The sequence below is a fragment of the Corynebacterium sp. HMSC064E08 genome, assembly GCF_001811805.1.
Lineage (GTDB): Bacteria > Actinomycetota > Actinomycetes > Mycobacteriales > Mycobacteriaceae > Corynebacterium > Corynebacterium jeikeium_D.
Map to the genome: position 1 here is coordinate 399159 of NZ_KV806698.1, position 25501 is coordinate 424659.

Below are 25501 nucleotides of genomic sequence, written 5' to 3' on the forward strand. Positions count from 1 at the left end.
TAAAATCAAGAAATCATCCTTTACTAGGCGCCTGGAACTCTAACCAACAAGGACTATAGACATCATGATTGCCCTGACCGCCGCGGAAATCGCTCACATCGTGGGAGGTGAACTCGCCCACGTCAATGATGACGCCACAGTGACTCAGCCCGCAGAATTCGATTCCCGAAAGATTCGCGAAGGCTCGCTCTTCCTCGCCCTGCCGGGCGCGCGTGTCGACGGCCACGACTTCATCGATCAGGCTGTAGCAGCTGGAGCGACGATGGCACTGGCGGCACGAGATGTTGGGCAACCTGCGGTCGTCGTCAAGCCCCTTGGTAAGCAGGACTCCAATGCCGACGCATTTGCACACGATCCGGATGGTTCCGGGGCGGCGGTGCTGGAAGCGCTTGGTAAGTTGGCGCGTTACGTCGTCGACGAGTTGAAGAAGGATCAGCTGCATGTTGTCGGTGTGACGGGTTCGGCGGGAAAGACGTCGACGAAGGACATGATGGCGACGCTGCTGCGTACCGACGGTCCGACGGTGGCGCCGAAGGGGTCCTTTAACAACGAAATTGGGCATCCGTATACGGTGCTGCAGTGCACTCCGGAGACGAAGTACCTGGTTGCGGAGATGAGCGCACGCGGAATTGGGCATGTGGCCCACCTGGCGCGCATTGCGCCACCGACCATTGGTGCGGTGCTCAATGTTGGCACGGCGCACCTTGGTGAGTTTGGCTCGCGCGAGGCAATCGCGCAGGCTAAGGGCGAGCTCGTGGAAGCGCTGCCGGCTGCGGAGCAGGGCGGTGTGGCCGTACTCAATGCCGACGATGACTACGTCACTGGCATGGCTCCGCGTACCCAGGCGAAGGTGGTGTTCTTCTCTGCCGATGAGAACTCCGAACGCCACGCAACCGCGGATTACCGCGCCACGAATGTGCAGCTCGATGATTTTGCTCGTGCATCTTTTGACCTGCATGTACCGGATGGGCGTACATTCCCGATCCAACTGCAGGTCTATGGTGCGCACCAAGTGGCCAATGCCCTGGCGGCGATTGCGGTGGCAGTGGAGTCCGGTATTGATGCTGAGCAGGTCGCAAAGGCGATGGCTGCGCATGTGGCAGCGTCAGAGCGGCGCATGGATGTCCAGCAGCTCACTGGCAATATCGTCGTAATTAACGACTCCTATAATGCCAACCCTGATTCGATGCGTGCGGGGATTGACGCTCTGGCACGTACAGCAGCTGGCCCAACGCACCAGGACGCCTCATCGTGGGCCGTGCTGGGACAGATGGGTGAGCTTGGTGATTCCGCTGAAGATGAGCACTCGTCGCTTGGCGAGTACCTTGTGGGCCGCGGCATCGATCGACTAATTGCAGTCGGAGAGAGTTCTAATGTGCATGCCCTGGCCGACAAAGCGGAAGAGTTGGGGTTAAATACTTCTAGGGTGCCGGATACATCCACTGCCGCGGATTTGGTGGCGGCCGAGGTGCGTCCGGACGATGTGGTGTTAGTCAAGGCCTCCTATGCGGACGGTATGTGGCGGGTCGCGGACTCGCTGGCTGCCAAGGTTGGGACTACGCCCGAAGGTGAAAGCGGAGAGGAAAAGTAAGTGATTCAACTTATTCTCAGTGGTGCGATTGCATTTCTGGTGAGTGTCTTTTTAACACCAGTGCTTATTCGCAAATTCTCTGCTGAAGGTCTTGGCCAGGAGATCCGTGAAGAAGGGCCGAAGAGCCACCTGCGCAAGCGGGGAACTCCGACTATGGGCGGCATCGCCATCATCGCCGCAATCGTCGCTGGCTATTTCCTCTCACACCTCGTTACGTATATCCAGACTGGCGTGGGGCCGTCCGCCTCCGGTCTGTTGGTGATGTTCCTTGTTCTGGCGATGGGCGCATTGGGTTTTGCCGATGACTTCATCAAACTCTACAAAGGACGCAACCTGGGGCTGAACAAGACAGCGAAGCTGGTTGGGCAGCTGGCGGCAGCGCTGATTTTCGGCGTGCTGCTGCTGCAGTTCCCGGATGCGTCTGGCTTGACTCCCGGTTCGACGAGCTTGTCGCTGATTCGAGATATTCCGTTCCTGAATCTGGCACCGGGACCGGTGTGGTTCGGCATGATTGTCTTCCTGGTATTTGTCTTCATCGTCATTGCCGCATGGACGAATGCCGTCAATCTCACTGATGGCCTTGACGGTCTGGCCGCTGGCGCCACCGCGCTGCTGCTGGCCACTTACACGCTCATTTCCTTCTGGCAGTTCCGTAACTCCTGCGAGGCTTCGTTGGGTAGCGGTTGCTACAACGTCCGAGATCCACTGGATATCGCCGTTATTTCCGTCGCGGGTCTGGGCGCCTGCTTGGGCTTCCTGTGGTGGAATGCAGCGCCGGCAAAGATCTTCATGGGAGATACCGGTTCGTTGGCTCTTGGCGGTTTGGTAGCGGGTCTGTCATTTGTCACCAAGACTGAGCTGCTGATGGTTATCATTGGCTTCATCTTCGTGATGGAAGTTGCTTCCGTGGCAATCCAGATCGCGGTTTTCCAGACGACTGGCAAGCGCGTATTCCGCATGGCTCCTCTCCATCACCACTTCGAAAACGGAGGTTGGGCGGAGACAACTGTTGTCGTTCGCTTCTGGCTACTCGCAGGCATTTTCAACATGATTGGCGCAGCCATCTTCTACAGTGACTGGCTCTCTCAGGTAGGCGTATTTCAATGATTAACTCACCAGACCCGACCAACCTCACCGATATCCGAAATCTCGACTTAGTCGCTACGGTGCGCTCTGGTCGAGTTCTGGTGGCAGGAACCGGAGTTTCCGGTCGCGGTGCCATTGCGATGCTCAAGGACATCGGCTGTCCGGAAGTTGTCGTCGTGGACGACTCCGCGCTCGGCGCACTGGTTGCCGCTGACTTTTCGGTTCGGCATGTCACAACCGCAGACGCTCGCGACGAGCTTGCCGACGCGGTTGCGATCGTGACCTCCCCGGGGTGGCGTCCGACCAGTCCGCTGTTCGGCGCCGCCGCTGAGGCCGGTGTCCCGGTATTCGGTGATGTGGCGCTGGCTTTCGCCGGCGACTGTGCCCAGCTGTGGGGTCCGAAACGGACCTGGTTGGTAGTCACCGGCACTAACGGCAAGACCACAACCACCTCCATGCTGGCCGCCATGCTCGGGGAACAGGGCGCACCTGTGGGCAACATTGGTGTGGCCCTGTACGACGCACTGACTGCTGAGCCTCGTATCGAGGTGTTGGCCGCAGAGCTGTCCAGCTTCCAGCTGCACTGGGCTCCAAACATTCGCCCAGATGCGGGAGTACTGCTGAACCTGGCGGAAGACCACATCGACTGGCACGGTTCTTACGAAAACTACGGTCTGGACAAGACCCGTGCGCTGCGCGGTACTGTCGCAATCTACGGTGCGGATGACGCAGATGTCGTCGAGCACGTGGAAAAGATGCTGAAAAACGACGAGCTCGGCAACTCCGTCGTGGGCTTTACCGATGGTCCCCCGGAGGCACACCAGGTCGGAGTTCGCGACGGCATGATTGTCGACCGTGCTTTTGGCGGCGGCGATGCCGCAGCTGACGACTCTGGTCCGGGCATTGTCATCGCACCGGTAGCGGGAATTTCTCCTCCCGGCCGGGCAGGTGTTCTCGACGCGGTGGCCGCCACTGCGATGGCGCGCAGTATCGGTACCTCACCGGAGCAAATTGCAGCGGCATTGGAGACTTTCGAAGTTCGCGCACACCGCGGTCAGATTGTCCATAAGGCAAATGATGTCGTGTGGATTGATGACTCCAAGGCCACCAACCCCCACGCTGCCGACGCTGCACTGTCCGGTCATGAGCGTGTCGTTTGGATCGTCGGTGGCCAGCTCAAGGGCGCGGAAATCTCGCCGCTAGTGGCGAAGCATGCTCACCGCCTGCAGGCCGCCGTGGTTCTGGGCGTCGATAGGCAACTAGTCAGCGATGCGCTCTCCCGCATCGCACCTGCTGTGCCGGTCGTTGTCATTGATGACACCGACAAGGTCGATGCCATGGCAAAGGTCTGTATGGCAGCTAGTGAATATGCCAACCCTGGGGATGTGGTGCTGTTGGCACCAGCTGCCGCCAGCTTGGACATGTACTCCGGTATGGCTGAACGTGGCGACTTGTTCGCGCAATGGGCGCAGAAGGTGACGTCAACTGATGGATAACTCCCGCAAGGCTCGTAATTTAAGCGCTAGCGCCGCGACGGCACAAAAGGGGACGAAGGCTACCAGTTCACAGCGGCCCTCGTCGTCAAGCTCTAGTGCTCGAGAGCGGCCGGCGTGGGTGGAGCGTTTTAACGACTGGAAGTCGCGTCCGCTGTTCGACTACCACCTACTGATGATTATCGTCGCGCTGCTGACGTCAATCGGACTGGTGATGGTGCTGTCGGCATCCATGGCCAGCGCGGGTAATGACTCGGGCAGCGTGTGGTCGGTGTTCATCCGTCAGCTGGTCATGGTGGTGGCGGGTCTCATCTCCATGTGGATCGTGCTGCGAATGCGGGTGGAATTGATTCGCTCGCTATCGACAGCAGCGCTGATTTTGTCCTTTGTGCTGCTGGTTTTGGTGATTATCCCTGGTATCGGCATCGGCCTGGAGGAAACCGGTGCGCGTTCGTGGCTGAGTATTGGTGGTATCACCATGCAGCCATCAGAAATCGCGAAGATTGCGCTGGCACTGTGGGGTTCGAAGCTGCTGGCTGAAAAGGTCCGCACCGCTGTGTCCTATACCGATTTGTTCGGGCTGTTCGGTGCGGTCAGCTTCGTGATATTGGCACTGGTGATGCTGCAGCGTGACCTCGGCATGGTTGCTTCCATGGCGTTCGTCGTGGTGGCGTTGGCGTGGTTTGCTGGCCTGCCGCGAGTATTCATCACCGGGCTGCTTGCCGCTGCGGCTTTCGCCCTGGTGATTTTTACCGTCACCGCGGGTTTCCGTTCGGCGCGAATCAGGGTCTACTTGGACTCGCTGCTCGGTAACTTCAACGATGTGCAGGGAGATGCCTATCAGTCCTACCAAGGCTTTCTTTCGCTTGCCGACGGATCTCTCACCGGTGTCGGTCTTGGTCAGTCGAGCGCGAAGTGGGGATACCTACCGGAGGCGAAAAATGACTTCATTTTCGCCATTATCGGTGAGGAGACTGGTTTCCTCGGCGCGCTGATGGTTATTTTGCTCTACGCAGCGCTCGGCTGGGTGGGACTTCGTATCGCCGGTCGTCAGAACGATCCGTTTCTCCGTCTGCTCGCGGGCACGATTACTGCTGCAACCGTGGTGCAGGCTTTCATCAACATCGGCTACGTCGTTGGTGCGTTGCCAGTGACTGGTCTGCAGCTGCCGCTGATTTCCGCTGGTGGTACATCGGCGATGGTGACGTTGTTCTCGATGGGTCTGCTGGCCACATGTGCCCGCCACGAATCGGAGGCAGTCTCTGCAATGCAGACTTCGGGGCGTCCGGGGCTGGACAGGTTCCTGGGTATTCCGGAACCAATCCCGTATGACGAATCGCGTCGCCACGCGCCGAAGGTGCGTGCCCATCGCGATCCGCAACGCTTTGGTCCACCCGTGGTGACCAGTGGAGCGCGTACTCCACGTGGCGAGGGGGCGCAGGTGCGGGAAACCTACAGTGGCCGAGCTGACCGACCCAACCGGGCCGGCCGTAGTGGAGGCAGCCGCAGTGGCCGAGGTGCCACCCCGCAGCGTGGCTCCCGAACCTCCGGCAGCTCCGGAAACTCGGGCAGCGTTCGTGGCCGCGAAGTGGATTATTCCCCTCGTAGTGACGACGGACGGACGCGGGGTTTTACAGCGAGGTCGCCGCGGACTGGACGGTCACAGGGCTCCTGGTCGTCGGCAAGCTCAGGCCGGGGCAGTAGGATTCGGGGCGAAGGTCGTGGCGGACAGTCGCGTTCGCGCCAGCGCCCGGGCCGAAACAATAGGAACGGCGGTTCAGCACCGCGGAGGAGGAATCGATAACACCATGGCAGACAAGAATCTGGGCGCAGCCGCTGGGGCGAAAGGCGCTTCGGAGTCTGAGCAGTTTCTCAAGGAAGATGGCTCTGCTCCGACCATTGTGGTGGCCGGCGGTGGTACGGCTGGCCATATCGAACCTGCACTGGCAGTAGCGGATGCGATTTTGAAACTGCAGCCGGATGCCCGCGTCATTGCACTCGGTACGAATCGGGGGTTGGAGTCAACCCTCGTACCGGCGCGAGGCTATGACCTGGAGCTGATTCCGCCAGTGCCGGTGCCGCGCAAGCCGACTGCGGATTTGTTCAAGCTGCCTCTCAACGTCGCTCGTGCGGTGCGTGAGACCCGCAAGGTTTTCAAGCGCATTGACGCTGATGCGGTCATCGGCTTTGGTGGCTACGTATCGGCACCGGCCTACATGGCGTGCCGTGCGGGGAAGAAGATTCCGTTCCTGGTTCACGAGGCCAACGCCCGTGCGGGCCTGGCCAATAAGCTCGGTGTCGCACTCGGGGGCGTCGGTTTGGCTGCCGTGACTGGCTCTGGCCTGAAGGCCGAGGTTGTTGGCAATCCCGTGCGTGCCAGTCTCGCGGCGTTGGACCGCGACGCCAAGCGTGCCGAAGCCCGCGAGTTCTTTGGTTTACCGCAGGAGGGTCCGGTGCTCTTTGTCACCGGTGGTTCGCAGGGGGCACGTTCCATCAACGAAGCTGTTACCGGTGCAGCCGCAGAGCTCGCCAACGCCGGTGTATCTGTACTGCATGCCTACGGCAAGAAGAATCACGTCGAGGTCGAGTCCATCCGCGAGGACGCCCCCTATGTCGCTGTGCCGTACATCGACCGGATGGATCTGGCATACTCCGCCGCTGACCTGATTTTGTGCCGTTCCGGTGCGATGACGGTGGCTGAAGTCTCAGCTGTCGGCTTGCCTGCGGTGTACGTTCCGCTGCCACACGGAAATGGGGAACAGGCGCTCAACGCCACCGATGTCATCGATGCTGGTGGCGGTATTCTCATCGCCGACGAGTCGCTGACTGCGGCATCAGTTTCGGATATCGTGATTCCGCTGGTCACGTCCCCAGAAAAGCTTGCCGACGGGCGCCGCGCCCTGGCCAACATTGGACATGGTAACGCTGCGGAGAACATCGCCCGTCGGGTGCTGTCTGCGGCTGTGAACTCTAAGAAGTAAAGCGAGCATAAACATGAACGTTAATTTCGATGACTTTCAGCCGGTAACGGGAGAGCTGCCCGCAAGTGTCCACATGATTGGCATTGGCGGTGCCGGTATGTCCGGTATCGCTCGCATCCTGTTGGCGCGTGGCATTCGTGTTACCGGTTCCGATGTCAAGGAGTCCCGCGCGGTGGTGGGACTGCGTGCGATGGGAGCCACCATCGCCATTGGGCATGACCGTGCGAATCTTGAGCTTGCTGGCGAGGGAGAGCTGCCGGACGCAGTGGTCATTTCCTTCGCAGCTATTCCGAAGACGAATCCGGAGCTAGCCGGTGCACATGAGCTGGACATTCCGGTGCTCAAGCGCTCCGATGTGTTAGCGCTGTTGATGCAGGACTCCAAGGCTCTCCTGATCGCCGGTACTCACGGCAAGACCTCGACTACGTCGATGACCGTCGCCGCTTTGCAGGCAGCTGGTTTGGATCCGTCTTTTGCCGTTGGCGGTCTGATGAGCAAGGCCGGTGTCAATGCTCACCAGGGCAGTGGCGATGTCTTTGTTGCTGAGGCCGATGAGTCGGATGCCTCGCTGTTGACCTACCAGCCGGAAGTGGCCGTAATTACCAACATCGAGCCCGATCACCTTGACTTTTTCGGTGACGACGAGACCTACTGCGCCGTCTTTGACGCTTTTGCAGAGCGCATTAAGGATGGCGGTCATCTGGTCATCTGTGCTGAGGATCCGCATGCGGCCGCATTGGGCGAGCGCGCGGTGGAGCGCGGCATTAACGTGCTGGCTTATGGTGGGGAAGAAGCCTTGGCTAAACACCCGACGCTGCCGGTCGGTGCCGTTTTGCACGGCTGGACTCCCGTCGGTGGTGGTGCCCGCGTGGAGGCCACTGTTGGCTCGACATCGGTGAGGTTTGAACTGCATCAGCCCGGCCGTCACATGGCGCTCAACGCGCTGGCCGCAATGGTTGGTGGCGACTGCGTCGGGGCAGATTTGGGGCGTATGGCGCGCGGTCTCGGTGAATTCACCGGTGTCCGTCGCCGCTTTGACTACCACGGCAGTATCGGCGAGGGGCCATTTGTTGGCGCTCGTATCTACGACGACTACGCGCATCACCCGACCGAGGTCTCCGCAGTTCTCGGCGCAGCTCGGGAGTTGGTCACCGAGGCCGGTCATGGCAAGGTCATCGCTGTGTTCCAGCCTCACTTGTACTCGCGTACTCGCAACTTTGCCGACGAGTTCGCTGCCGCCCTGTCTCTGGCGGACAAGGCCGTATTGCTCGATGTCTTCGGCGCCCGCGAGGAGCCACTGCCGGGCGTCGACGGCGCGCTCATTGCCAACAAAATGACCATCCCTGTGACGTATGAGCCGCATTTCACCAGCGTCCCGGCTCGCGTTCGCGAAATCGCCGAACCGGACGATGTCATTCTGACCATCGGCGCTGGCTCTGTGACGATGCTTGCCGACGAAATCGTGCGCGAGCTCAGCGGAGACAACGACGAACAGGTGGAGTCGTAGCACTGTGAAAACCAGCCGAAAGCAATCTCAGCAGACCGACGGTGCAGGCCGGGGCACAACAGCGTCGCGGCGTCGGCGTTCAGCGCGCGCCCCGCGACGCGGCTGGCTCATCGGCGGTGGCCTGGTCGCGATTATCGCCATCGTTGCAGCGGTGGTGTGGTTTTCGCCGTGGCTGGTTGTGAAAAACATCGATGTTGAGGGCGTCGTCCACGGGGATAAAGACGCGATTGTCGAGGCCAGTGGTATCTCCGAGAATCAAAAGCTCATTCGCTTGGACACGGATGCCTCAGCGCGCTCCGTGGCGGGGCAGCCGTGGGTCGATAGCGTGACGGTCAGTCGTTCGTGGCCGCAGGGCGTGACTATTTCGGTACGGGAATTCACCCCGGTGGTGTTTGTCCGTGCCACTGACGGAGAGCATCTGTTTTCCGCAAATGGTCAGGAGTTCGTCACGGCAGCCCCGCCGCCGGGTGTCATCGAGGTTGTTGATGCACCTCGTGTGGATGAGCCAACAGACGGCAAAGTTGACCCCGAACCGCGCGTTATCAAGGCGGTTTTGAACGTCGTCAAGGCGTTGCCGGAGCCCGTCGTACACCGTGTGGAGCGGATTAGCGCGCCTTCCGAGGCAGAAATCAAGCTATTTCTGACCGATGGATACGAGGTGTACTTCGGGTCCTCGGATAATGCGGCAGAAAAGGCACGCGCGACGGAGATTGTGCTGAACCGTGGCGAGAAGATTTGGAATGTCTCCAACCCCCGACTACCCGCTGCTAAGGGAGAGTAGAGAATGGTGGTGTCTGGAGTGATTTCTGTGGCTAAACACTATCCCTCAAGTGCAGGTTTAAGGTAGCGACACGCGCTAAAAGGTCGCTGAATTATTTGCAGTTTTCGACCACAATGGGGTCAACAGCTTTTCGGCCATGATGCACTTCTTCCGTGCGGTGTCATGGAGAGCTGTACTGCCCGGCGGTGCCAATGCTGTCGTGCGGCCCATGTGCAACGTGGCTAGATGAAATTTTTAGGACCTATAGGAAAGGGCGAGAAACGCGCAATGACCTCCCCGAATAACTACCTCGCCGTTATCAAAGTCGTCGGTGTCGGCGGCGGTGGCGTCAATGCTGTCAACCGCATGATCGAGGAGGGGCTGAAGGGTGTCGAATTTATCGCAGTCAACACCGACTCGCAGGCCCTGATGTTCTCCGACGCTGATGTCAAGCTCGACATTGGGCGTGAGGCAACTCGTGGCCTGGGAGCTGGCGCTAACCCCGAGGTTGGCCGCACTTCCGCGGAAGACCACAAGGACGAGATTGAAGAGACCCTCAAGGGCGCCGACATGGTCTTCGTTACCGCAGGTGAGGGCGGTGGAACCGGTACCGGTGCAGCTCCGGTTGTCGCGAGCATCGCCAAGAAGTCCGGTGCCCTGACCGTCGGCGTGGTAACCAAGCCGTTCGACTTTGAGGGCAAGCGCCGTGCGCGCCAGGCCGCCGAGGGCATTGAAACCCTCAAGGAGGTCTGTGACACCCTTATCACCATTCCGAACCAGCGTCTGCTGCAGATTGGTGAACAGGATCTGTCCATGATGGACGCGTTCCGCTTTGCTGACGAGATTCTTTACAACGGTGTCCAGGGTATTACCGACCTGATTACCATTCCGGGCATGATTAACGTCGACTTCGCCGACGTCCGCTCGGTAATGGCTGAGGCTGGCTCGGCTCTGATGGGCGTTGGCTCCGCGCGCGGCGACGACCGTGTGATGAACGCCGCTACTCAGGCAATTAACTCCCCGCTGCTGGAGTCCACCATGGATGGTGCACAGGGTGTGCTTATTTCCGTCGCCGGTGGCTCCGACCTCGGCTTGATGGAGGTCAATGCCGCCGCGTCCATCGTGGAGGAAAAGGCTGACCCGGATGCCAACATCATCTTCGGTACCATTATCGACGACAACCTCGGTGACGAAGTTCGCGTCACTGTGATTGCTACCGGTTTTGAGCAGGGTAACGGAAACCCGCTGGACAAGCCAGCCGCAGGTGCCGCTGCACGTCCGGCTACACAGGATGCCGAGGCGCGTCCGGCCGCTGAGCAGGCACCGCGACAGGGCAGCGCACTGCCGGGCGGTGACAACCTCGGCGCTCCGGCCCCGCGTGCGGAGGAAGAGCGCCCGGTCGCACAGCCGCGCGAGCGTGAGGATCGCGACCGCTTTGTCCCGCGCACCAACCCGAACAGCGGTGGTCTGTTCACCGATAACCCGACACCGCGTACGCAGGAAAACCGCAACTACCGTGGTGCTCACCGCGATGACCGCGACGACCGTCGTGGCGGCTACCAGGCTTCCAGTGACCTGCCGGAGTGGGGCTTCTAAGAAATCATGACTGAATCCCGCCGCAGCCGAAAAATTCTGACGAATCGGCGCGGCGGGTTTTCGCTGCCACCATATGATTCCTTCAATCTTGGAGATCATGTCGGCGATGACCCGTCCGCAGTCGAACGCAACCGCCAGCGCTTGGCCGATTCTCTGGGAATCGACCGTGCCTGCTTCGTCTACATGGAGCAGCTTCACACCAACACGGTCACCGTCGTCAACGAACCACAAACTGAGCCTGTCTCGGCTACCGACGCCATCGTCACGACCACGCCTGGTCTCGCGCTGGTAGTGCTCGTTGCCGATTGCGTTCCCGTCTTGCTTTCCGACGATTATGCGGGTGTCGCCGCTGCGGTACACGCAGGGCGGACCGGTGCCCGCAACGGAATCGTTCGTAAATCTGTCGAGAAGATGATTGAGCTCGGTGCCACGCCCGAGAATATCCATGCGCTTCTCGGTGCGGCGGCTTCTGGCCACAATTACGAGGTGCCTGAGTCGATGGCCGATGACGTCGATAAGCATTTGCCCGGAGCGAAGATGAGAACGAAGCAGGGGACTGCCGGTGTCGACGTGCGCGCCGGCCTGATGCGTCAGCTCTATGACCTCGGTGTACGGCATGTCAATGTCGAGCCCAGCTGCACTATTGAAAATGAGCAGTACTTTTCCTACCGGCGGGAGGGGAAGACTGGCCGTCAGGCGGGCATCGTAATCCTGCCTGAGCAGGGCTAAGTTTCAAAGTTGTAATTTTGGCGCGCCAAATTTGCGCGTGTCTATGCGATATTGCCAACCCAGCCGGTAGGTTGTGGGTAGCACAGACTTAAATTCGCACACTAAGAAGGACGTAGCAGAAGATGGCTGATTTCTTCCGTGGGGTTTCAAATTTTTTCGGTCTTACCCCGACTGATGACGCGGCTTACGACGAGCACTACGACGAGTTTGACCGCCGTGACGAGGAGCGTTTTGATGACTCCTATGCCGACTCGCGTCGTGCGGAGCGCCACCGCTACGAGCTGCGCGAAGAGGCTCCACGTGAGACTGCAAGTGTGAACTCCCGCGAGGAGGACTACCGCTACGGCAACCTGCACTCCGTTGCTGAGACCAAGGAACCGGAGCAGGTCTTCATCAAGCCGGAAAGTGGTTTCCAGGACAAGTACTCCAAGGCTCCGGACATCGGTTCGCACTTCCGCGACGGTGACATTGTCACCTTCGATCTGAGTGAGCTTGACCCATCTGAGGCTAAGCGCTACGTCGACTTCGTTGCTGGACTGGTTTTCGGTCTGCGCGGCCGGATCAAGGCTGACGGCTCCGTGTTCACCCTGTACCCGCATGGCTGCGATGTCAACGAGGGCCAGTTCGACCGGATGTCCGGCTAGTCAGCCGGCTCGCATGGCTTGTTAGTGTTTCGTATTTCGATTAATTAGCTAGACTGTTTATTCGTGTCTTCACTACTGCTAGTTCTGCTAATCCTGCTGAAGCTTTTCACCTATCTGCTGTTGGCTCGCATTGTGATTGAAATGATTCAGTCATTTTCTCGCTCTTGGCGACCAGGCAGGGTGTTTTCGTCGATTGGCGAAGTTGTTTTTGTCATTACCGACCCGCCGGTGAAGCTGTTGCGCCGACTCATCCCGCCTATGCCGATGGGCAACGTGATGGTGGACATGTCTGTGCTTGTTTTGTTCTTCATCCTTATGATTCTGCGAATGGTGCTGCAGGTAGCCCTCGGCGCGGTGGCGTAAATATCGCTAACTGTTTGCTTGGGATCCACAATGTGGATTTCGGTGGAGCTGTGTTGTTTTGACTGTCCCGAATGCGATGTTCTCGGGCATTGAATTGCCGCCGGGGGTGTTAATCGGGGGCAACAACAGGAACCCGTTGGGGAATGTAATCCCCAATGGGTTTTTATTGTGTCGGGGGTAAAGTTCTGTGGCTAAAGGTGCAGGGTAAGGGCGAGGTTTAACGTTTTACTAGAACTTTGCCATTGGTTAGAACGTGGGGGATAGAGTCCTGCCCAAAATAAATGGGGTGAGGACTGTGACTAGAGCAGGTAGGATTGGCCGGGTAAACAGTACTACTGGAAATAATTCTCTTAAGATTTCTTAAGAACTGTCCGCTCAAAGTGTTAGGGGAACTCACCATGCCGTTGACTCCGGCTGATGTGCATAATGTGGCTTTCAGCAAGCCTCCGATTGGCAAGCGTGGTTACAACGAGGACGAGGTCGATCAGTTCCTCGACCTCGTAGAGGACGCACTGGGTGAGCTCCAGGATGAAAACGCTGAGCTGCGCCAGCGGGTTGAGGACCTTGAGGGTCAGCTAGAGCAGGGTGGCGGCGCAGACTACGCTGCTTCCGGTGCTGCCGCTGCGGCGCCGGCTGTCGATGAGGACAAGCTGCGCAAGGAAATTGAGCAGGAGCTGCGCGCTGAGTACAACGAGCGCCTGAGCGCTCAGCAGCAGGAGATTGAGGCTCACTACCAGGATCGTCTGGATGCTCTTGAGAAGCGTGCTTCTGAGGCAGAGGCTTCTGCACAGCAGGCTTCCTCCGCAGCTGCGGAGCAGCCGCAGGCAGTTGCAGCAAGCACCGGCACCGAGTCGCAGGAAGTTAGCCTCCGCGCTGCTCGTATCCTGCAGGCTGCTCAGGACACCGCTGATCGCGTCACCACTGACGCCGACGCTGAGGCCAACAAGCTTGTCACCGAGGCTCGTGAAAACGCTGAGCGCACCGTGGCAGAGGCCAATGAAGAGGCCGAGCGCACTATCACCAACGCTCGCAATGAGGCAGAAGCAACTTTGGCTGATGCCAAGGAGCGCAGTGAGCAGCTGTTGGCTGATGCCCGCAACGAGTCTGAGTCGACCCTCACTGACGCTCGCCAGCGCAGCGAGCAGATGATCAGCGACGCAGACGCTCGCTCTAACGCCACCATCACCGCAGCGCAGCAGAAGGCAACCGCGCTGCAGGACGATGCAGAGCGCAAGCACCACGAGATCATGACCACCGTCAAGGAGCAGCAGACCGCTCTGGAGGGGCGCATCGAGGAGCTGCACATCTTCGAGCGCGAGTACCGCACCCGCCTGAAGACCTTCCTGGAGTCCCAGCTCGACGACCTGAACTCTCGCGAGTCGGCTGCCCCGGCCGACGGCTACAACAACTAATTACGTAGCCAACACGTAGAAAACCACCACGCTCGGCTCCCCAGGGAGGGGAGGCAGAGCGCGGTGGGTTTTGCTATCTTTCCCTGCGAACCAATCGCATTCTTTGTTCCGGTCAGGGTTGTAGTAGTTGCCTGAGACACTGCTATACTGACACCCATACGCGCAATGAGCCGGCCATCACCGGGGAGCGTTTCGGAAGAACAGTCCAGTAGAAAATGGGCTCAGTAGAACCGAACGGTTTGGCACCGTTACAAAGCCTTATTAAATAAGCGGGCTATCGCGTGAAACCGCATGGTTCTTGTTCGCAAGAACCGTCGTAAAGCGTGATGCCAAGCGGGGTGGTACCGCGCGAGACTCCTTTTCAGCGTCACCAGTAACAACGCTGAAGGGGCTAGGCATGCGTCCCCGTGGTGAGTATTAATGATGTTCGACCACGGAAGTGACGTAGAAACGGTGTCTAATTCGAACGATGTAAATGCCTCTGCTGAGGCCACTCCGGCAGGTGGCGCGTATCCGCGCACTGCTGACTTTGGTAAGTACACCTCGAGCCCGAAGTTCCCGGAGCTGGAGGAAAAGGTCCTGGAGTACTGGGGCAAGGACAGCACTTTCCAGGCCTCTATCGATCAGCGTGATGGTGCTGACGAATACGTCTTTTATGATGGCCCGCCGTTCGCCAACGGTCTACCGCACTACGGTCACCTGCTGACTGGTTACGTCAAGGACATCGTCCCTCGTTACAAGACCATGCGTGGCTACCAGGTTGGTCGCGTCTTCGGCTGGGACTGCCATGGTCTGCCGGCTGAGCTGGAGGCAGAGAAGCAGCTCGGTATTAAGGACAAGGGCCAGATCGAGGAAATGGGTCTGGCTAACTTCAACAAGTACTGCGCTGAGTCGGTGTTGCGGTACGCGGGCGAGTGGAAGGAATATGTCACTCGTCAAGCGCGTTGGGTTGATTTCGACGGCGGATACAAGACCATGGACATGAGTTACATGGAGTCCGTGATCTGGGCCTTCAAGGAGCTCTACAACAAGGGCCTGGTCTACCAGGGATTCCGCGTGCTGCCGTACTCCTGGGCAGAGCACACCCCGTTGTCCAACCAGGAGACCCGCCTGGATGACTCCTACAAGATGCGGCAGGACCCGACCCTGACCGTGACCTTCCCGTTCACCGGCGCCAAGGCAGGCTCGGCAGCGGAGAAGACGCTGGCGGACAACCCGGTGCTCGCTGACACTGCGGCTATCGCTTGGACCACCACGCCGTGGACGCTGCCGTCCAACCTTGGTCTGGCCGTGAACCCGAAGGTCACCTACGCCGTAGTTAAGGTCGGCGAGGATTCCTCCGTGCCGGAGTTTGCAGGTAAGACCTTCCTGCTGGCAGAAGCGCTGATTGGTGCCTACGCCAAGGAATTGGGCAAGGAACACGAGGTCGTGGCTACCTTCGCTGGTGCTGACCTGGAAGGCCTGACCTATCAGCCGATCTTCGACTACTTCGCAAATCACCCGAACGCTTTCCAGATTATGGTGGCCGACTATGTCACCACCGAGGACGGTACTGGTGTGGTCCACCAGGCGCCGGCCTTCGGTGAAGACGATATGAACACCTGTAATGAATACGGCATTGATGTCATCATTCCGGTGGACATGGACGGTAAGTTCACTTCGCAGGTGCCGGAGTACCAGGGCAAGTTGGTCTTTGACGCCAATAAGGACATCATCCGTGACCTGAAGGCCGCTGGCCGCGTCGTCCAGCACCGCACCATCGAGCACTCCTACCCGCACTCCTGGCGTTCGGGCGAGCCGCTGATCTACATGGCACTGCCGAGCTGGTTTGTGTCCGTTACCAAGATTCGCGAGCGCATGGTGGAGCTCAACCACAACGAGATTGAGTGGATGCCGGAGCACGTCCGCGACGGTCAGTTCGGCAAGTGGCTCGAGGGCGCACGTGACTGGAACATCTCCCGTACCCGCTACTGGGGTTCCCCTATTCCAGTGTGGGTTTCCGACAACGACGAGTACCCGCGTGTCGACGTCTACGGTTCCCTCGATGAGCTGGAGGCGGACTTCGGCGTTCGCCCGACCACACTGCACCGCCCGGAGATTGACGAGCTGGTGCGCCCGAACCCGGACGACCCGACCGGTAAGTCCATGATGCGCCGCGTCCCGGATGTCCTGGATGTCTGGTTCGACTCCGGTTCCATGCCGTTTGCGCAGTTCCACTACCCGTTCGAGAACAAGGAGTGGTTCGAGTCCCACGCACCGGCCGACTTCATTGTGGAGTACATCGGCCAGTCCCGCGGCTGGTTCTACCTGCTTCACGTCCTGTCGGTTGCACTGTTTGACCGCCCGGCGTTCAAGAAGGTCGTCGCCCACGGCATCGTGCTGGGCGATGACGGCAACAAGATGAGTAAGTCCAAGCGCAACTACCCGGACGTCAACGAGGTCTTCGACCGCGACGGCTCCGACGCCATGCGCTGGTTCCTCATGTCCAGCCCGATCCTGCGCGGCGGCAACCTAATCGTCACCGAACAAGGCATTCGCGAGGGCGTGCGCCAGGCGCTGCTGCCGATGTGGAACGCATACTCGTTCCTGCAGCTCTACGCCTCCAAGCCGGCCGAGTGGTCGGTGGACTCCGACAACATCCTGGACAAGTACATCCTGGCCAAGCTTGCAGCAACCGTCCGTGCTGTTACTGAGTGCCTGGACAACACTGACATTGCTTCTGCCACCGATGAGGTCCGTCAGTTCTGTGACGCACTGACCAACTGGTACGTGCGCCGCTCCCGCGACCGCTTCTGGGCCGGCGATGTCAAGCACCCAGAGGCCTTCAATACCTTGTACACGGTGCTGGAGGTTCTCACCCGCGTGGCTGCTCCGCTGCTGCCGATGGCCACCGAGGTCATCTGGCGCTCGCTCACTGGCGGCCGCTCGGTGCACCTGGAGGATTGGCCGGACGTCGACAAGCTGCCGACCGATGACGAACTCGTTGAGTCCATGGATATTGTCCGCAATGTCTGCTCGGCAACATCGCGCATCCGCAAGGCCAACCAGCTGCGTAACCGCCTGCCGCTGAAGAAGCTGACCCTGGCATTCCCGGATGCCGAGCGTCTGCGTGAGTACACCGACATCGTTTCCTCCGAGGTCAACGTCGACAAGGTGGAGTTCACCTCCGACGTGGACTCGGTGGGACGATTCGAGGTCTCCGTCAACGCTCGCGTGGCCGGTCCGCGCCTGGGTAAGGACGTCCAGAAGGTCATTAAGGCTGTGAAGTCTGGCAACTATGAGGTTGTCGACGGCACGGTTGTCGCCGATGGTATTCCGCTGCAGGAGGGTGAGTACACCCGCAACCTGGTCGCGATCTCGCCAGATTCCACCGCTGAGGTCGACGGCGTCAATGGCCTGGTTGTGCTCGACACTGAGCTCGACGAGGACCTGGAGTCCCGCGGTTGGGCTGCTGACCGTATCCGCGGTCTGCAGGATGCCCGCAAGAACGCTGGCCTTGAGGTCACCGACCGCATTTCGGTGAAGTTGCAGGTGCCGGCCGAGCGTGAGGAGTGGGCCAACCGCCACGCTGACCTCATCGCCCGCGAGGTTCTCGCAACCGCTTTCGAGGTCGTCGCTGGCGGAGAGTCCCTGAGCTACGACGTGGCGGACGGCTGCTCGGCGGATATTGCCAAGCAGTAGGGGAGAGTAATCTCTATGCCGACTTCCGGGCGGTGGGTTCTGCACATCGACATGGACGCGTTCTTCGCGTCCGTCGAGCAGCTCACTCGCCCGACTCTGCGCGGGCGGCCAGTTCTAGTCGGCGGACTGGGCGGTCGAGGTGTGGTCGCCGGTGCCTCCTATGAGGCCCGCGCGTACGGCGCGCACTCGGCTATGCCGATGGCTCGCGCACGTCGTCTCATGCCACCGACCGCAGTGACGGTCAGTGCGCGCAAGGGCATCTACGGGCCGGTGTCGCGCCGCGTGTTCTCTGTAATCCGCGAGCGCGTGCCCGTGGTCGAGCAGCTTAGCGTCGACGAGGCTTTCATGGAACCCGAAGAGCTTCAGGGAGCCTCGAAGGAGCAGGTCATTGCCTGGGCGGAGCAGCTGCGGGCAGATATCCGGCGGGAGACCGGCTTGGCCTCGTCGATAGGCGCGGGCGCGGGCAAGCAGTTCGCGAAAATTGCGTCAGGCCTGGCGAAACCCGATGGCGTGTACGTGCTGGACCCCGCACGCAATCACGAGCTACTACGCCCATTGCCGGTAGAGAAGCTCTGGGGCATTGGTCCTGTCACCGCTGCAAAATTGCACACGCTGGGTGTGGAGACGATCGGTGATTTTGCCGCCATGTCCCAGCGCGATGTCGAGGTTTCGCTGACATCTAAAACCGGTGTGATGCTGTGGCAGCTGGCGCAGGGGACGGACGATCGGCCGGTTAAGGAGCGAGATGTCGCCAAGTCTGTATCGGCGGAGTACACCTATCCTGAGGATTTGGAGTCGCAGGCCCAGCTCCACGCCGCCGTCGATCGCGCGGGTGAGTCCGCTTTTCGACGGCTCAAAAAAGATGGCCGTGGTGCCCGCACCATCACTTGCAAGGTGCGTCTGTCTGACCTGAGCATCCATACCCGATCTGAGACGCTCGCCTACGCCACACAGGATTTCGACACCCTCATGGCAGTGGCGCACCGAATCGCGTTCACGCCCGCGGAGGTCGGCCCAGTGCGACTGGTGGGCGTCGGTTTCTCCGGGCTGGATTCGCACATACAAGAAGTCCTGTTTCCTGAGCTCGACCGCGCTATCACCGTCGAAGATCGAGTGCCAGCACCTGCGCTTTCCGACGCTCCCGCCGGCCTGGTCGAGCTATCTGGAACCGGTGCGTTGCCGACCGTTCGGCTTTCCGACTCCAAGTGGGCACCCACCTCGGACGTACACCACAGCGAGTATGGACATGGTTGGGTGCAGGGTTCGGGGCACGGGATTGTGACTGTCCGCTTTGAAAGCCGCACCAGTGGCCCCGGGCGCATGATCACGCTGAAGGAGGACGACCCGGAGCTGCGTCCGTGCTCCGCGGTGTGCAGTTTGGACTGGCCGGAGTGGCTGGCATCCGACGAAGCAGCAGCTCTCGACTTGCCGCAACCTGAGCGGGAAAGCGAAGACGATCTCGGCCCCGACGCGGATGCTTGATATGGCTGACTGCCTCAGTGCCGTTCGCGGCTCTCTGTTTATGCGCTGTCCGTAAACTGGGGCACTATGACTACCGCATCCCGCATTGCAGAGCTCGAGGCAGCTCGCCGCGCCTCGTTGCGCAACACCGATCGAGATCCGAATCCGTCGACCACACTTCCCGACGACGGTCTGGATAACCGCCAGCGCATGTTGAACGGTCAGTGGTATATCGCCGATCATCCGGAATCACAGGCTCTGAACGTGCGAATTGGCCAGGTGGCCGCTGAATTTGAGGTCGCATTCCGCGAAGACCAGCAGGCAGCACAGCAAGTGCTAGCACCGGCACTGGGGTCTTTCGGAGAGAGCAGCACCGTTCGCCCGCCGATCTACCTGGACTACGGCGATAACATCCACATCGGCGACAACGTTTTCATCAACTTTGGGCTCACCGCACTTGACGTGGTGAAGGTGTCAATCTGCGACTATGCGCAGCTCGGGCCCAACGTACAGCTGCTTCCACCAGTACACCCACTGGGAGCTGAGGCCCGCGCCGCTTATCTAGAGTCTGGAGATGAAATCATCATCGGACGCAATGCCTGGATCGGTGGCGGAGCCATCATCCTGGGCGGTGTTCACGTCGGCGACAATTCTGTGGTCGCCGCGGGTGCCGTGGTGACTAAGGACGTTCCCGCGGGCGTAGTTGTGGCTGGAAACCCGGCGAAAATCATCCGCATCATCGAGGCGTGAATTAGAACAGCGTCTGCGGATGCACATTCGCAGCCAGCGCGGCGGCGAGAATGATGCGCGCCTGCGGTGCATGCACGCAACCAGCGCTAATCACACCGTGCCGAGCCAGCGTCGCACCGCCACCGGCACCGCCGTAGGCGCCGTGGACATCACCGCGCGGAACGCGCGTTGCCATCACGACGGTCACATCAGCCGCAATGGCCCGGTCAATGGCAGCGGCAAACTCATCGGAGACATTGCCCGACCCCAGGCCCTCTACGACAATGCCGCGTGCACCGGCGGCGACTGCCGAATCCAGCAGTGATCCATCTGCACCCAAGTAGGCGGGGATAATCTCTACCTTCGAGCCCGCCAAAGCCGCCAGAGGCAGCGGATCTGGACGAACCGGCTCCTCCGGTGCATTAGTGGCAAAAGCCAAAGGATCGGTTGTGTGCCACTTCGTCGCACCTCGTACCGGCAAGACTGCGTGGCCAAAGACAATAAGAACGCCAATTCCCTGCGCAGAGGCATCGGAAGCAATGGTCACGGCCTCAAAGAGGTTCCCCGGTCCGTCGGTTTCCGGATGATCATAGGGAAGTTGTGCACCAGTAAAGACAACCGGACGCGAGTCAGCATGGAAAATATCGGCAGCCATGGCCGTTTCCTCCATCGTGTCCGTGCCATGAGTTACGACGACACCGTCCACGGAGTCGTCGTCAAGCACTTCGTGAATAGTGGCGAGAATACGGTCAACGTCGGTGAACGCGAGATTCGACGAGTCCAGCATCCCGAGCTCACGAACCTCCAGCTCTAACATGCCCTCTGGATAACGCTGCGCGACCGCTGCGACAAGCTCCGTGCCCGAGATGGTCGGGGTTAGCGCACCGCTGTGATCCGTGGTGCAGGCGATGGTGCCGCCGGTGGTGATGACAACGATTCGGCGAGGGGAGGCCGTGCTAGACGAGGCCGAGCTAGCCGGGGAATGATCCTGAGTCGACATGTCCACCATCTTACCCAGGCGTTGTTTTGGCCTTGTGTAGGATTATGGAAGGCGTGAAGCCAGCGAATCTTCATGCAGATTTTATTGGAGTAGTGCACATATGAAAGTCCCCTGCAACCAGCGCGTTAGCGGAATGCGTTGGCGCACAGCGCGTGGTGTGACAGTAGCGGCAATGGTCTCGGTCAGCGCACTTGGGCTCGCTGCCTGCGGTGGTGGCAATACTGCAGCGCCGACGACTGAATCGAAGACATCCAGCTCGGCGGAACCCGTCATCATGCTGCCGACGCGCGCAGAGCTTAACGACGTCCTCGCACGCCTTATCAACCCCGATTTACCTATCGAGGAAAAGGCGCTGACCATCGAGGACGGCGATACTGCCGGCGATTTCTTCGACATTGTCACCAATAGTGCCAATGAGCAGGAAATCAGCTTTGATGTCATTGATCCGATCACGCCCGGCTTCACGACGAAGCAGGCCGTAGCCGGCGTCAATATCCTCCGCCCGGAGGAAGATCCGATGCTCGTGGATCAGGTGGACTTCATTTACAGGGATGGCCGTTGGATGCTGAGCAAGGAATGGGCCTGCAACCTGGCATCGACGCTTGATCCGGAGCACAAGCCGGGGTTCTGTCTCGCGCCGGGCGAAACCCCTCCGCCGCCGCCTGAGCCGGAGGAAGAAGCCCCAGTTGAAGAGGCTCCGGTCGAGGAGGCCCCAGCACCGGTCGAGGAGCCAGCCCCGGCTCCGGCGCCCGAACCACCCGCTGAGGAAGTTCCGCCACCCGCGCCTGAACCGCCGGCTGAGGAGGTCCCGCCACCGCCAGCTCCGGCTCCGGCGGAGGACGCGCCTCCTCCGCCTCCACCGGCTTAGGTGCCGTTGGCCCAGGCATCACAGCCTAGCCCGGTCGGGTGCACTGGGGCAGACAAAAGAAAGTGTCTAGGTTTATGACAGTTCCGCCCATTTTTTGGGAAGAAAAGTGACATAAACCTAGACACTTTCTCGTCTTCTAACCTTGCGCTGGCTAGAGCTATTTCTTCTGGGCTCTGGGCTACTTCTTCGACCCGCTGCCGTCCTTAAACTCCAGCCCGCGGTGCGTCTGCTGAGTGATGCGCACATCGGAGTTGCCGTCGCCGTAGGTCACGGAGGTCACAAAGTCGATGTTGCCCTTCATCGGAAGCGGCTTAGTCAGGTCGATGGTGACGCGGTCGGCAAGCATGTCAGTCGTGGCCTCGACAACCTTCAGTGCACCCTCGCCGCCAGTGTCCAACTCGGTGACGGTCGGCACCTGCTTGACATCGACCTTCAAATTAACAATGTCGCCCGCACGGCTGAGCAGGGTATAGGTCACCTTCTGCGTCATCGTGGTCTGGCCTTCGACCTCGCTTTCGACCGTCCAGGTTGCATCCTTTCCGATGTCCTCGGAAGGGAAGATGATAGGTACGGAATGCAGCTGCTGCAGCGCCATCTCCACACCAGCTCGAGCGGTGTCGGTCGCCTTCTCCGGCGCTCCCAGTTTGAGTTCCTTGACCTCACCAGTGGCTGTTGTTGACCAATCAGAGATAAAGCCCTGTGCGGTCGCGATATCCTCATTCAGCTCATCGTTGGAGCCGTGGGGTTTACCCACCTCTGACGTCACCACACGAGTATCGTTATCGCTGGTAACAGTACTGGTCAGGGGGATTTCCAGGCGGGTGTCCGGGAACGTCTGGTCGCTATCGGCGTTTCCGCCACGCTGCGCGAAGCCCTGCGTCACCGCCACGGTCGACTCCTGCTCTGCACCGTCGTCCTTCCAGCGCACGCTCGCCAGCTCACCGCTACCAGCACTGGTCAATTCGACCTTGGGTTGTGCAACGTCCACGGGTTGTGTTTTCACCGAGCTTTCCGACGAGCACGCGGCCAGTGACACCACAGTGGTAGCGGCAACAACAGCGGTGCCGACCCTCGCCAGCAGGCCACGCTTGGTGTGACCAGGTTGGTCGCTGCGGCTAGGTCGACGGAACCACGAGGAGGTGGTGTCTCCTGCACGTCGTAAAGCAGAGGAGGCCGGAACAAACTGAGATTGGAAACGTCGAGTCACACCGGTTAGCGTACCGGTTTCGTGGTGGATAGGAACCACCCGGGCGGTGTCAGTTGGCTGAATATGGGTTTGTTAGGCCATTATGGGACAGTGACTAAGAAGGAAACGAGGACATATTTCCCGCGGCGGGGGATTCTCGCTGCGGTTATTGTGTCAGTTGCGATCATTGATCAGCTGACCAAGATTATTGCTTTGAAGACTCTCGATGGCCGTCCTGCGGTGCAGGTCATTGGCGATCTCTTCGAGTTGCGGCTCGTTTTTAACCCCGGTGCAGCCTTTTCCTTTGGCACGAACGCCACCTGGGTTTTTACCACGTTGCAGCTGGTTTACATCCTGGCTGTGATGTGCTTTTCCCATTGGTTGCGCAGTCCTATATCGGCGACTGCGGCGGGGCTTATTGCTGGTGGTGCGCTGGGAAACCTCATCGATAGGCTGTTTCGGGAGCCCGGTTTCTACGTCGGCCACGTCGTCGATCTCCTGTCGGTTAAGGGTTTTGCCGTATTTAATATCGCGGACTCCGCGATTACAGTGGGCGTTATTATCCTCGTTATCTGGATGGTTTTTTCCAAGGAGCCGGATCTCTTCGCTGATCAGATTGCGATGGAGAAGAAATCTTCCCAGACGGATCAGAAGCAGTCGGCGGAGGGAGGACAGCAGTGAACGACAATGCAGTAAATACCGGTGCAGCACTCGGGGGAGCGCACCAGCCCGACCGAGAAACCCGGCAGATGCCCGTTCCACCGGGCTTGGCCGGTATGCGGGTAGACGCCGGTGTGGCTAAGTTGCTGGGACTCTCGCGCACAGCGGTGGCTGATTTGGCAGCGGCTGGGGACATCACGGTCGATGGCGTGAGCGTTGGTAAGTCCGACCGATTGGAAGAAAACGCTTTCCTCTCAGTGTTGTTGCCGCCGGTGGAAAAGCCATTGGTTCCCAAAGAGGAACTCGTCGAGGGCATGGACGTGCTCTACCACGACTCCGATTTGGTGGCTGTTCACAAGCCTGTCGGTGTGGCCGCACATCCGTCGGTCGGTTGGGAAGGCCCAACGGTTATCGGCGGACTGGCGGCTGCTGGTTTCCGCATTTCTACCTCCGGTCCGCCCGAGCGAAAAGGCATCGTGCATCGCCTCGATGTTGGCACCTCTGGCGTGATGGTTGTCGCCTGCTCCGAACGGGGCTACTCCGTGCTCAAGCGGGCGTTCAAAAACCGTGAGGTGTCCAAGACCTATCACGCTCTGGTTCAGGGGCATCCGGATCCGCTGTCGGGGACAATTGATGCGCCGATTGGCCGTCATCCTTCGGCGGGTTGGCGCTTTGCCGTCCGCCAGGATGGCAAGCATGCTGTGACGCACTACGAAACGCTTGAGGCCTTCGCCCCAGCAACGCTGCTGAAGGTGAATCTAGAGACTGGGCGCACGCACCAGATTCGCGTGCACTTCTCTGCGTTGAATCACCCATGCTGCGGCGATCCCATGTACGGTTCCGATCCGGCATTGGCCAAGCGGCTGGGGCTCAACCGCCAGTGGCTTCACGCGGTCTCGCTTGGTTTCCACCACCCGGCAGATGGGCGCTGGATGGAAATCGAATGTCCATACCCAGATGATTTGAACCACGCATTGGAAGTTTTGAGGCAGAGCGCATGACGCAGACCCCATCGGGATCCAAGAACCCACCACGCCGTGAAACTCGCGCGAAAAGCACTGGTGACGGCAGTATTTCGCCAGTGATGGCACTGATCTCTGGTTTCTGTGTTGTCGTATTGGTGATTGTTTTAGCAGTCGCTTCGACCTCCGATCGGGTAAGCAAGCCGCAAAATCTCAACGGCGATGCTCTCGGCCCGGACCCGTGGGAAGCAACCGAGCAGTACGTAGAGCGTGCCGACGAGTCCCTCGCGAATATGAAGAAAGAGGACTACCGGCTAAAGACCGGCCAGCCAGTCGTGGAGGACCCGAAGTTCTGGGCGATGGTGACTTTTGACCGGCTGCTCGATGCGCAAGAAGCGGCGCAGGTCTATGAAAAAGAGCCCTCTCTGCGAGTATCGACTGCAATCATCGGCGGTGTGAGCACCCGGTATTTGCCGCAGCCGAGTAAAACAGCGAGCGAAGAAAAGCTGCTGCAAGATCAGCTGGAGTTAGCGGCTGCTTACGCAGACGTCGCGATTGACGACGAACGGCTCGGCTTCAACGGGTTACTGGTCTATGGTGACGCTGAATCGTTGATGGATGTCAAGAAAATGCCCGATGTGAAAGCTGTCGAGGCGCTGCCATCAGATGCGGCGCGTGGCCGTTTTGGTATTCGCCCGGTGCTGAGTTCCGGCTTCACGGATAAAGATCCGCTCTTTGCGCCGGGGCTGAGCCAGAACTAAGCGGCCAGACCTAATAGAAGCCAGGACTAAG

At 59.7% G+C, this 25501-nt stretch carries 21 protein-coding genes; 19 read left to right on the plus strand and 2 right to left on the minus strand.

The features are described 5' to 3' along the window. Positions 1–64: 64 nt before the first annotated feature. The 15 genes from murF (at position 65) to HMPREF2820_RS05035 (ending at position 20054) form a co-directional block, all read left to right on the plus strand. Complete coding sequence (gene murF / locus HMPREF2820_RS04965; RefSeq protein WP_048731182.1) at positions 65–1591, plus strand: UDP-N-acetylmuramoyl-tripeptide--D-alanyl-D-alanine ligase; 1527 nt, start codon at positions 65–67, stop codon at positions 1589–1591. Then, positions 1592–2698 (plus strand): phospho-N-acetylmuramoyl-pentapeptide-transferase, encoded by a 1107-nt coding sequence (mraY, locus tag HMPREF2820_RS04970; RefSeq protein WP_016423002.1) that lies wholly within the window; start codon positions 1592–1594, stop codon positions 2696–2698. It abuts the gene before it with no gap. Beyond that, on the plus strand, positions 2695–4173 hold the full coding sequence (murD, locus tag HMPREF2820_RS04975; protein WP_070603078.1) for a UDP-N-acetylmuramoyl-L-alanine--D-glutamate ligase: 1479 nt from the start codon (positions 2695–2697) through the stop codon (positions 4171–4173). Before mraY ends, murD begins: the two co-directional genes overlap by 4 nt. Next, on the plus strand, positions 4166–5974 hold the full coding sequence (ftsW, locus tag HMPREF2820_RS04980) for a putative lipid II flippase FtsW (protein ID WP_070603080.1): 1809 nt from the start codon (positions 4166–4168) through the stop codon (positions 5972–5974). The genes murD and ftsW overlap by 8 nt, the downstream gene beginning before the upstream one ends. A 4-nt stretch (positions 5975–5978) precedes the next feature. After that, a complete protein-coding gene (murG, locus tag HMPREF2820_RS04985; protein WP_070603082.1) occupies positions 5979–7151 on the plus strand; it encodes an undecaprenyldiphospho-muramoylpentapeptide beta-N-acetylglucosaminyltransferase in 1173 nt (390 codons plus the stop codon). 13 nt (positions 7152–7164) lie between these two features. Further along, the gene (gene murC / locus HMPREF2820_RS04990; protein WP_070603085.1) at positions 7165–8658 is read left to right on the plus strand and encodes a UDP-N-acetylmuramate--L-alanine ligase; all 1494 of its coding nucleotides are present in this window, start codon (positions 7165–7167) and stop codon (positions 8656–8658) included. Between the two features lie 4 nt (positions 8659–8662). After that, positions 8663–9439 carry a cell division protein FtsQ/DivIB gene (locus HMPREF2820_RS04995; RefSeq protein ID WP_070603087.1) on the plus strand — a complete coding sequence of 259 codons (777 nt, stop codon included), beginning with the start codon at positions 8663–8665 and terminating at the stop codon, positions 9437–9439. Between the two features lie 267 nt (positions 9440–9706). Beyond that, complete coding sequence (gene ftsZ, locus HMPREF2820_RS05000; RefSeq protein WP_070603089.1) at positions 9707–11014, plus strand: cell division protein FtsZ; 1308 nt, start codon at positions 9707–9709, stop codon at positions 11012–11014. A gap of 6 nt (positions 11015–11020) precedes the next feature. Further along, positions 11021–11743 carry a peptidoglycan editing factor PgeF gene (pgeF, locus tag HMPREF2820_RS05005; protein ID WP_070603092.1) on the plus strand — a complete coding sequence of 241 codons (723 nt, stop codon included), beginning with the start codon at positions 11021–11023 and terminating at the stop codon, positions 11741–11743. 122 nt (positions 11744–11865) lie between these two features. Continuing rightward, a complete protein-coding gene (gene sepF / locus HMPREF2820_RS05010; RefSeq protein WP_048731168.1) occupies positions 11866–12387 on the plus strand; it encodes a cell division protein SepF in 522 nt (173 codons plus the stop codon). Between the two features lie 63 nt (positions 12388–12450). Continuing rightward, entirely contained in the window at positions 12451–12750 is a 300-nt protein-coding gene (locus HMPREF2820_RS05015) for a YggT family protein (protein ID WP_048731166.1), read from the plus strand. 398 nt (positions 12751–13148) lie between these two features. After that, entirely contained in the window at positions 13149–14162 is a 1014-nt protein-coding gene (locus HMPREF2820_RS05020) for a DivIVA domain-containing protein (protein WP_070603094.1), read from the plus strand. 420 nt (positions 14163–14582) lie between these two features. Continuing rightward, positions 14583–17843, plus strand: coding sequence for an isoleucine--tRNA ligase (gene ileS / locus HMPREF2820_RS05025; RefSeq protein WP_083308427.1), 3261 nt, complete (start codon positions 14583–14585; stop codon positions 17841–17843). Between the two features lie 15 nt (positions 17844–17858). Next, positions 17859–19325 carry a DNA polymerase IV gene (locus HMPREF2820_RS05030; RefSeq protein WP_070603096.1) on the plus strand — a complete coding sequence of 489 codons (1467 nt, stop codon included), beginning with the start codon at positions 17859–17861 and terminating at the stop codon, positions 19323–19325. 66 nt (positions 19326–19391) lie between these two features. Then, on the plus strand, positions 19392–20054 hold the full coding sequence (locus tag HMPREF2820_RS05035; RefSeq protein ID WP_083308429.1) for a DapH/DapD/GlmU-related protein: 663 nt from the start codon (positions 19392–19394) through the stop codon (positions 20052–20054). A 1-nt stretch (position 20055) separates the two neighbouring features. On the opposite strand, the gene HMPREF2820_RS05040 is transcribed toward HMPREF2820_RS05035, so the two are convergent. Beyond that, on the minus strand, positions 20056–21033 hold the full coding sequence (locus tag HMPREF2820_RS05040) for an asparaginase (RefSeq protein WP_070603230.1): 978 nt from the start codon (positions 21031–21033) through the stop codon (positions 20056–20058). A gap of 133 nt (positions 21034–21166) precedes the next feature. Here HMPREF2820_RS05040 and HMPREF2820_RS05045 point away from each other — a divergent pair, with 133 nt between their 5' ends. After that, positions 21167–21901 (plus strand): WKL family lipoprotein, encoded by a 735-nt coding sequence (locus HMPREF2820_RS05045; RefSeq protein WP_224433258.1) that lies wholly within the window; start codon positions 21167–21169, stop codon positions 21899–21901. A 178-nt stretch (positions 21902–22079) separates the two neighbouring features. Here HMPREF2820_RS05045 and HMPREF2820_RS05050 read toward each other — a convergent pair whose 3' ends face one another. Further along, entirely contained in the window at positions 22080–23108 is a 1029-nt protein-coding gene (locus tag HMPREF2820_RS05050; protein WP_246822218.1) for a hypothetical protein, read from the minus strand. Between the two features lie 90 nt (positions 23109–23198). Between HMPREF2820_RS05050 and lspA the strand changes: the two genes are divergently transcribed. The 3 genes from lspA (at position 23199) to HMPREF2820_RS05065 (ending at position 25470) form a co-directional block, all read left to right on the plus strand. Then, entirely contained in the window at positions 23199–23768 is a 570-nt protein-coding gene (lspA, locus tag HMPREF2820_RS05055) for a signal peptidase II (RefSeq protein WP_070603233.1), read from the plus strand. Between the two features lie 68 nt (positions 23769–23836). After that, a complete protein-coding gene (locus HMPREF2820_RS05060; protein ID WP_042389388.1) occupies positions 23837–24748 on the plus strand; it encodes an RluA family pseudouridine synthase in 912 nt (303 codons plus the stop codon). Further along, positions 24745–25470, plus strand: coding sequence for a hypothetical protein (locus HMPREF2820_RS05065; protein WP_049170281.1), 726 nt, complete (start codon positions 24745–24747; stop codon positions 25468–25470). The genes HMPREF2820_RS05060 and HMPREF2820_RS05065 overlap by 4 nt, the downstream gene beginning before the upstream one ends. The last annotated feature ends 31 nt before the right edge of the window (positions 25471–25501 follow it).

Coding starts and splice junctions, on each gene's coding strand:
- murF (WP_048731182.1), top strand. CDS start 65: ATGATTGCCCTGACCGCCGCGGAAATCGCTCACATCGTGGGAGGTGAA.
- murD (WP_070603078.1), top strand. CDS start 2,695: ATGATTAACTCACCAGACCCGACCAACCTCACCGATATCCGAAATCTC.
- ftsW (WP_070603080.1), top strand. CDS start 4,166: ATGGATAACTCCCGCAAGGCTCGTAATTTAAGCGCTAGCGCCGCGACG.
- murG (WP_070603082.1), top strand. CDS start 5,979: ATGGCAGACAAGAATCTGGGCGCAGCCGCTGGGGCGAAAGGCGCTTCG.
- murC (WP_070603085.1), top strand. CDS start 7,165: ATGAACGTTAATTTCGATGACTTTCAGCCGGTAACGGGAGAGCTGCCC.
- ftsZ (WP_070603089.1), top strand. CDS start 9,707: ATGACCTCCCCGAATAACTACCTCGCCGTTATCAAAGTCGTCGGTGTC.
- pgeF (WP_070603092.1), top strand. CDS start 11,021: ATGACTGAATCCCGCCGCAGCCGAAAAATTCTGACGAATCGGCGCGGC.
- sepF (WP_048731168.1), top strand. CDS start 11,866: ATGGCTGATTTCTTCCGTGGGGTTTCAAATTTTTTCGGTCTTACCCCG.
- HMPREF2820_RS05020 (WP_070603094.1), top strand. CDS start 13,149: ATGCCGTTGACTCCGGCTGATGTGCATAATGTGGCTTTCAGCAAGCCT.
- ileS (WP_083308427.1), top strand. CDS start 14,583: ATGATGTTCGACCACGGAAGTGACGTAGAAACGGTGTCTAATTCGAAC.
- HMPREF2820_RS05030 (WP_070603096.1), top strand. CDS start 17,859: ATGCCGACTTCCGGGCGGTGGGTTCTGCACATCGACATGGACGCGTTC.
- HMPREF2820_RS05035 (WP_083308429.1), top strand. CDS start 19,392: ATGACTACCGCATCCCGCATTGCAGAGCTCGAGGCAGCTCGCCGCGCC.
- HMPREF2820_RS05040 (WP_070603230.1), bottom strand. CDS start 21,033: ATGTCGACTCAGGATCATTCCCCGGCTAGCTCGGCCTCGTCTAGCACG.
- HMPREF2820_RS05045 (WP_224433258.1), top strand. CDS start 21,167: ATGCGTTGGCGCACAGCGCGTGGTGTGACAGTAGCGGCAATGGTCTCG.
- HMPREF2820_RS05060 (WP_042389388.1), top strand. CDS start 23,837: ATGCCCGTTCCACCGGGCTTGGCCGGTATGCGGGTAGACGCCGGTGTG.
- HMPREF2820_RS05065 (WP_049170281.1), top strand. CDS start 24,745: ATGACGCAGACCCCATCGGGATCCAAGAACCCACCACGCCGTGAAACT.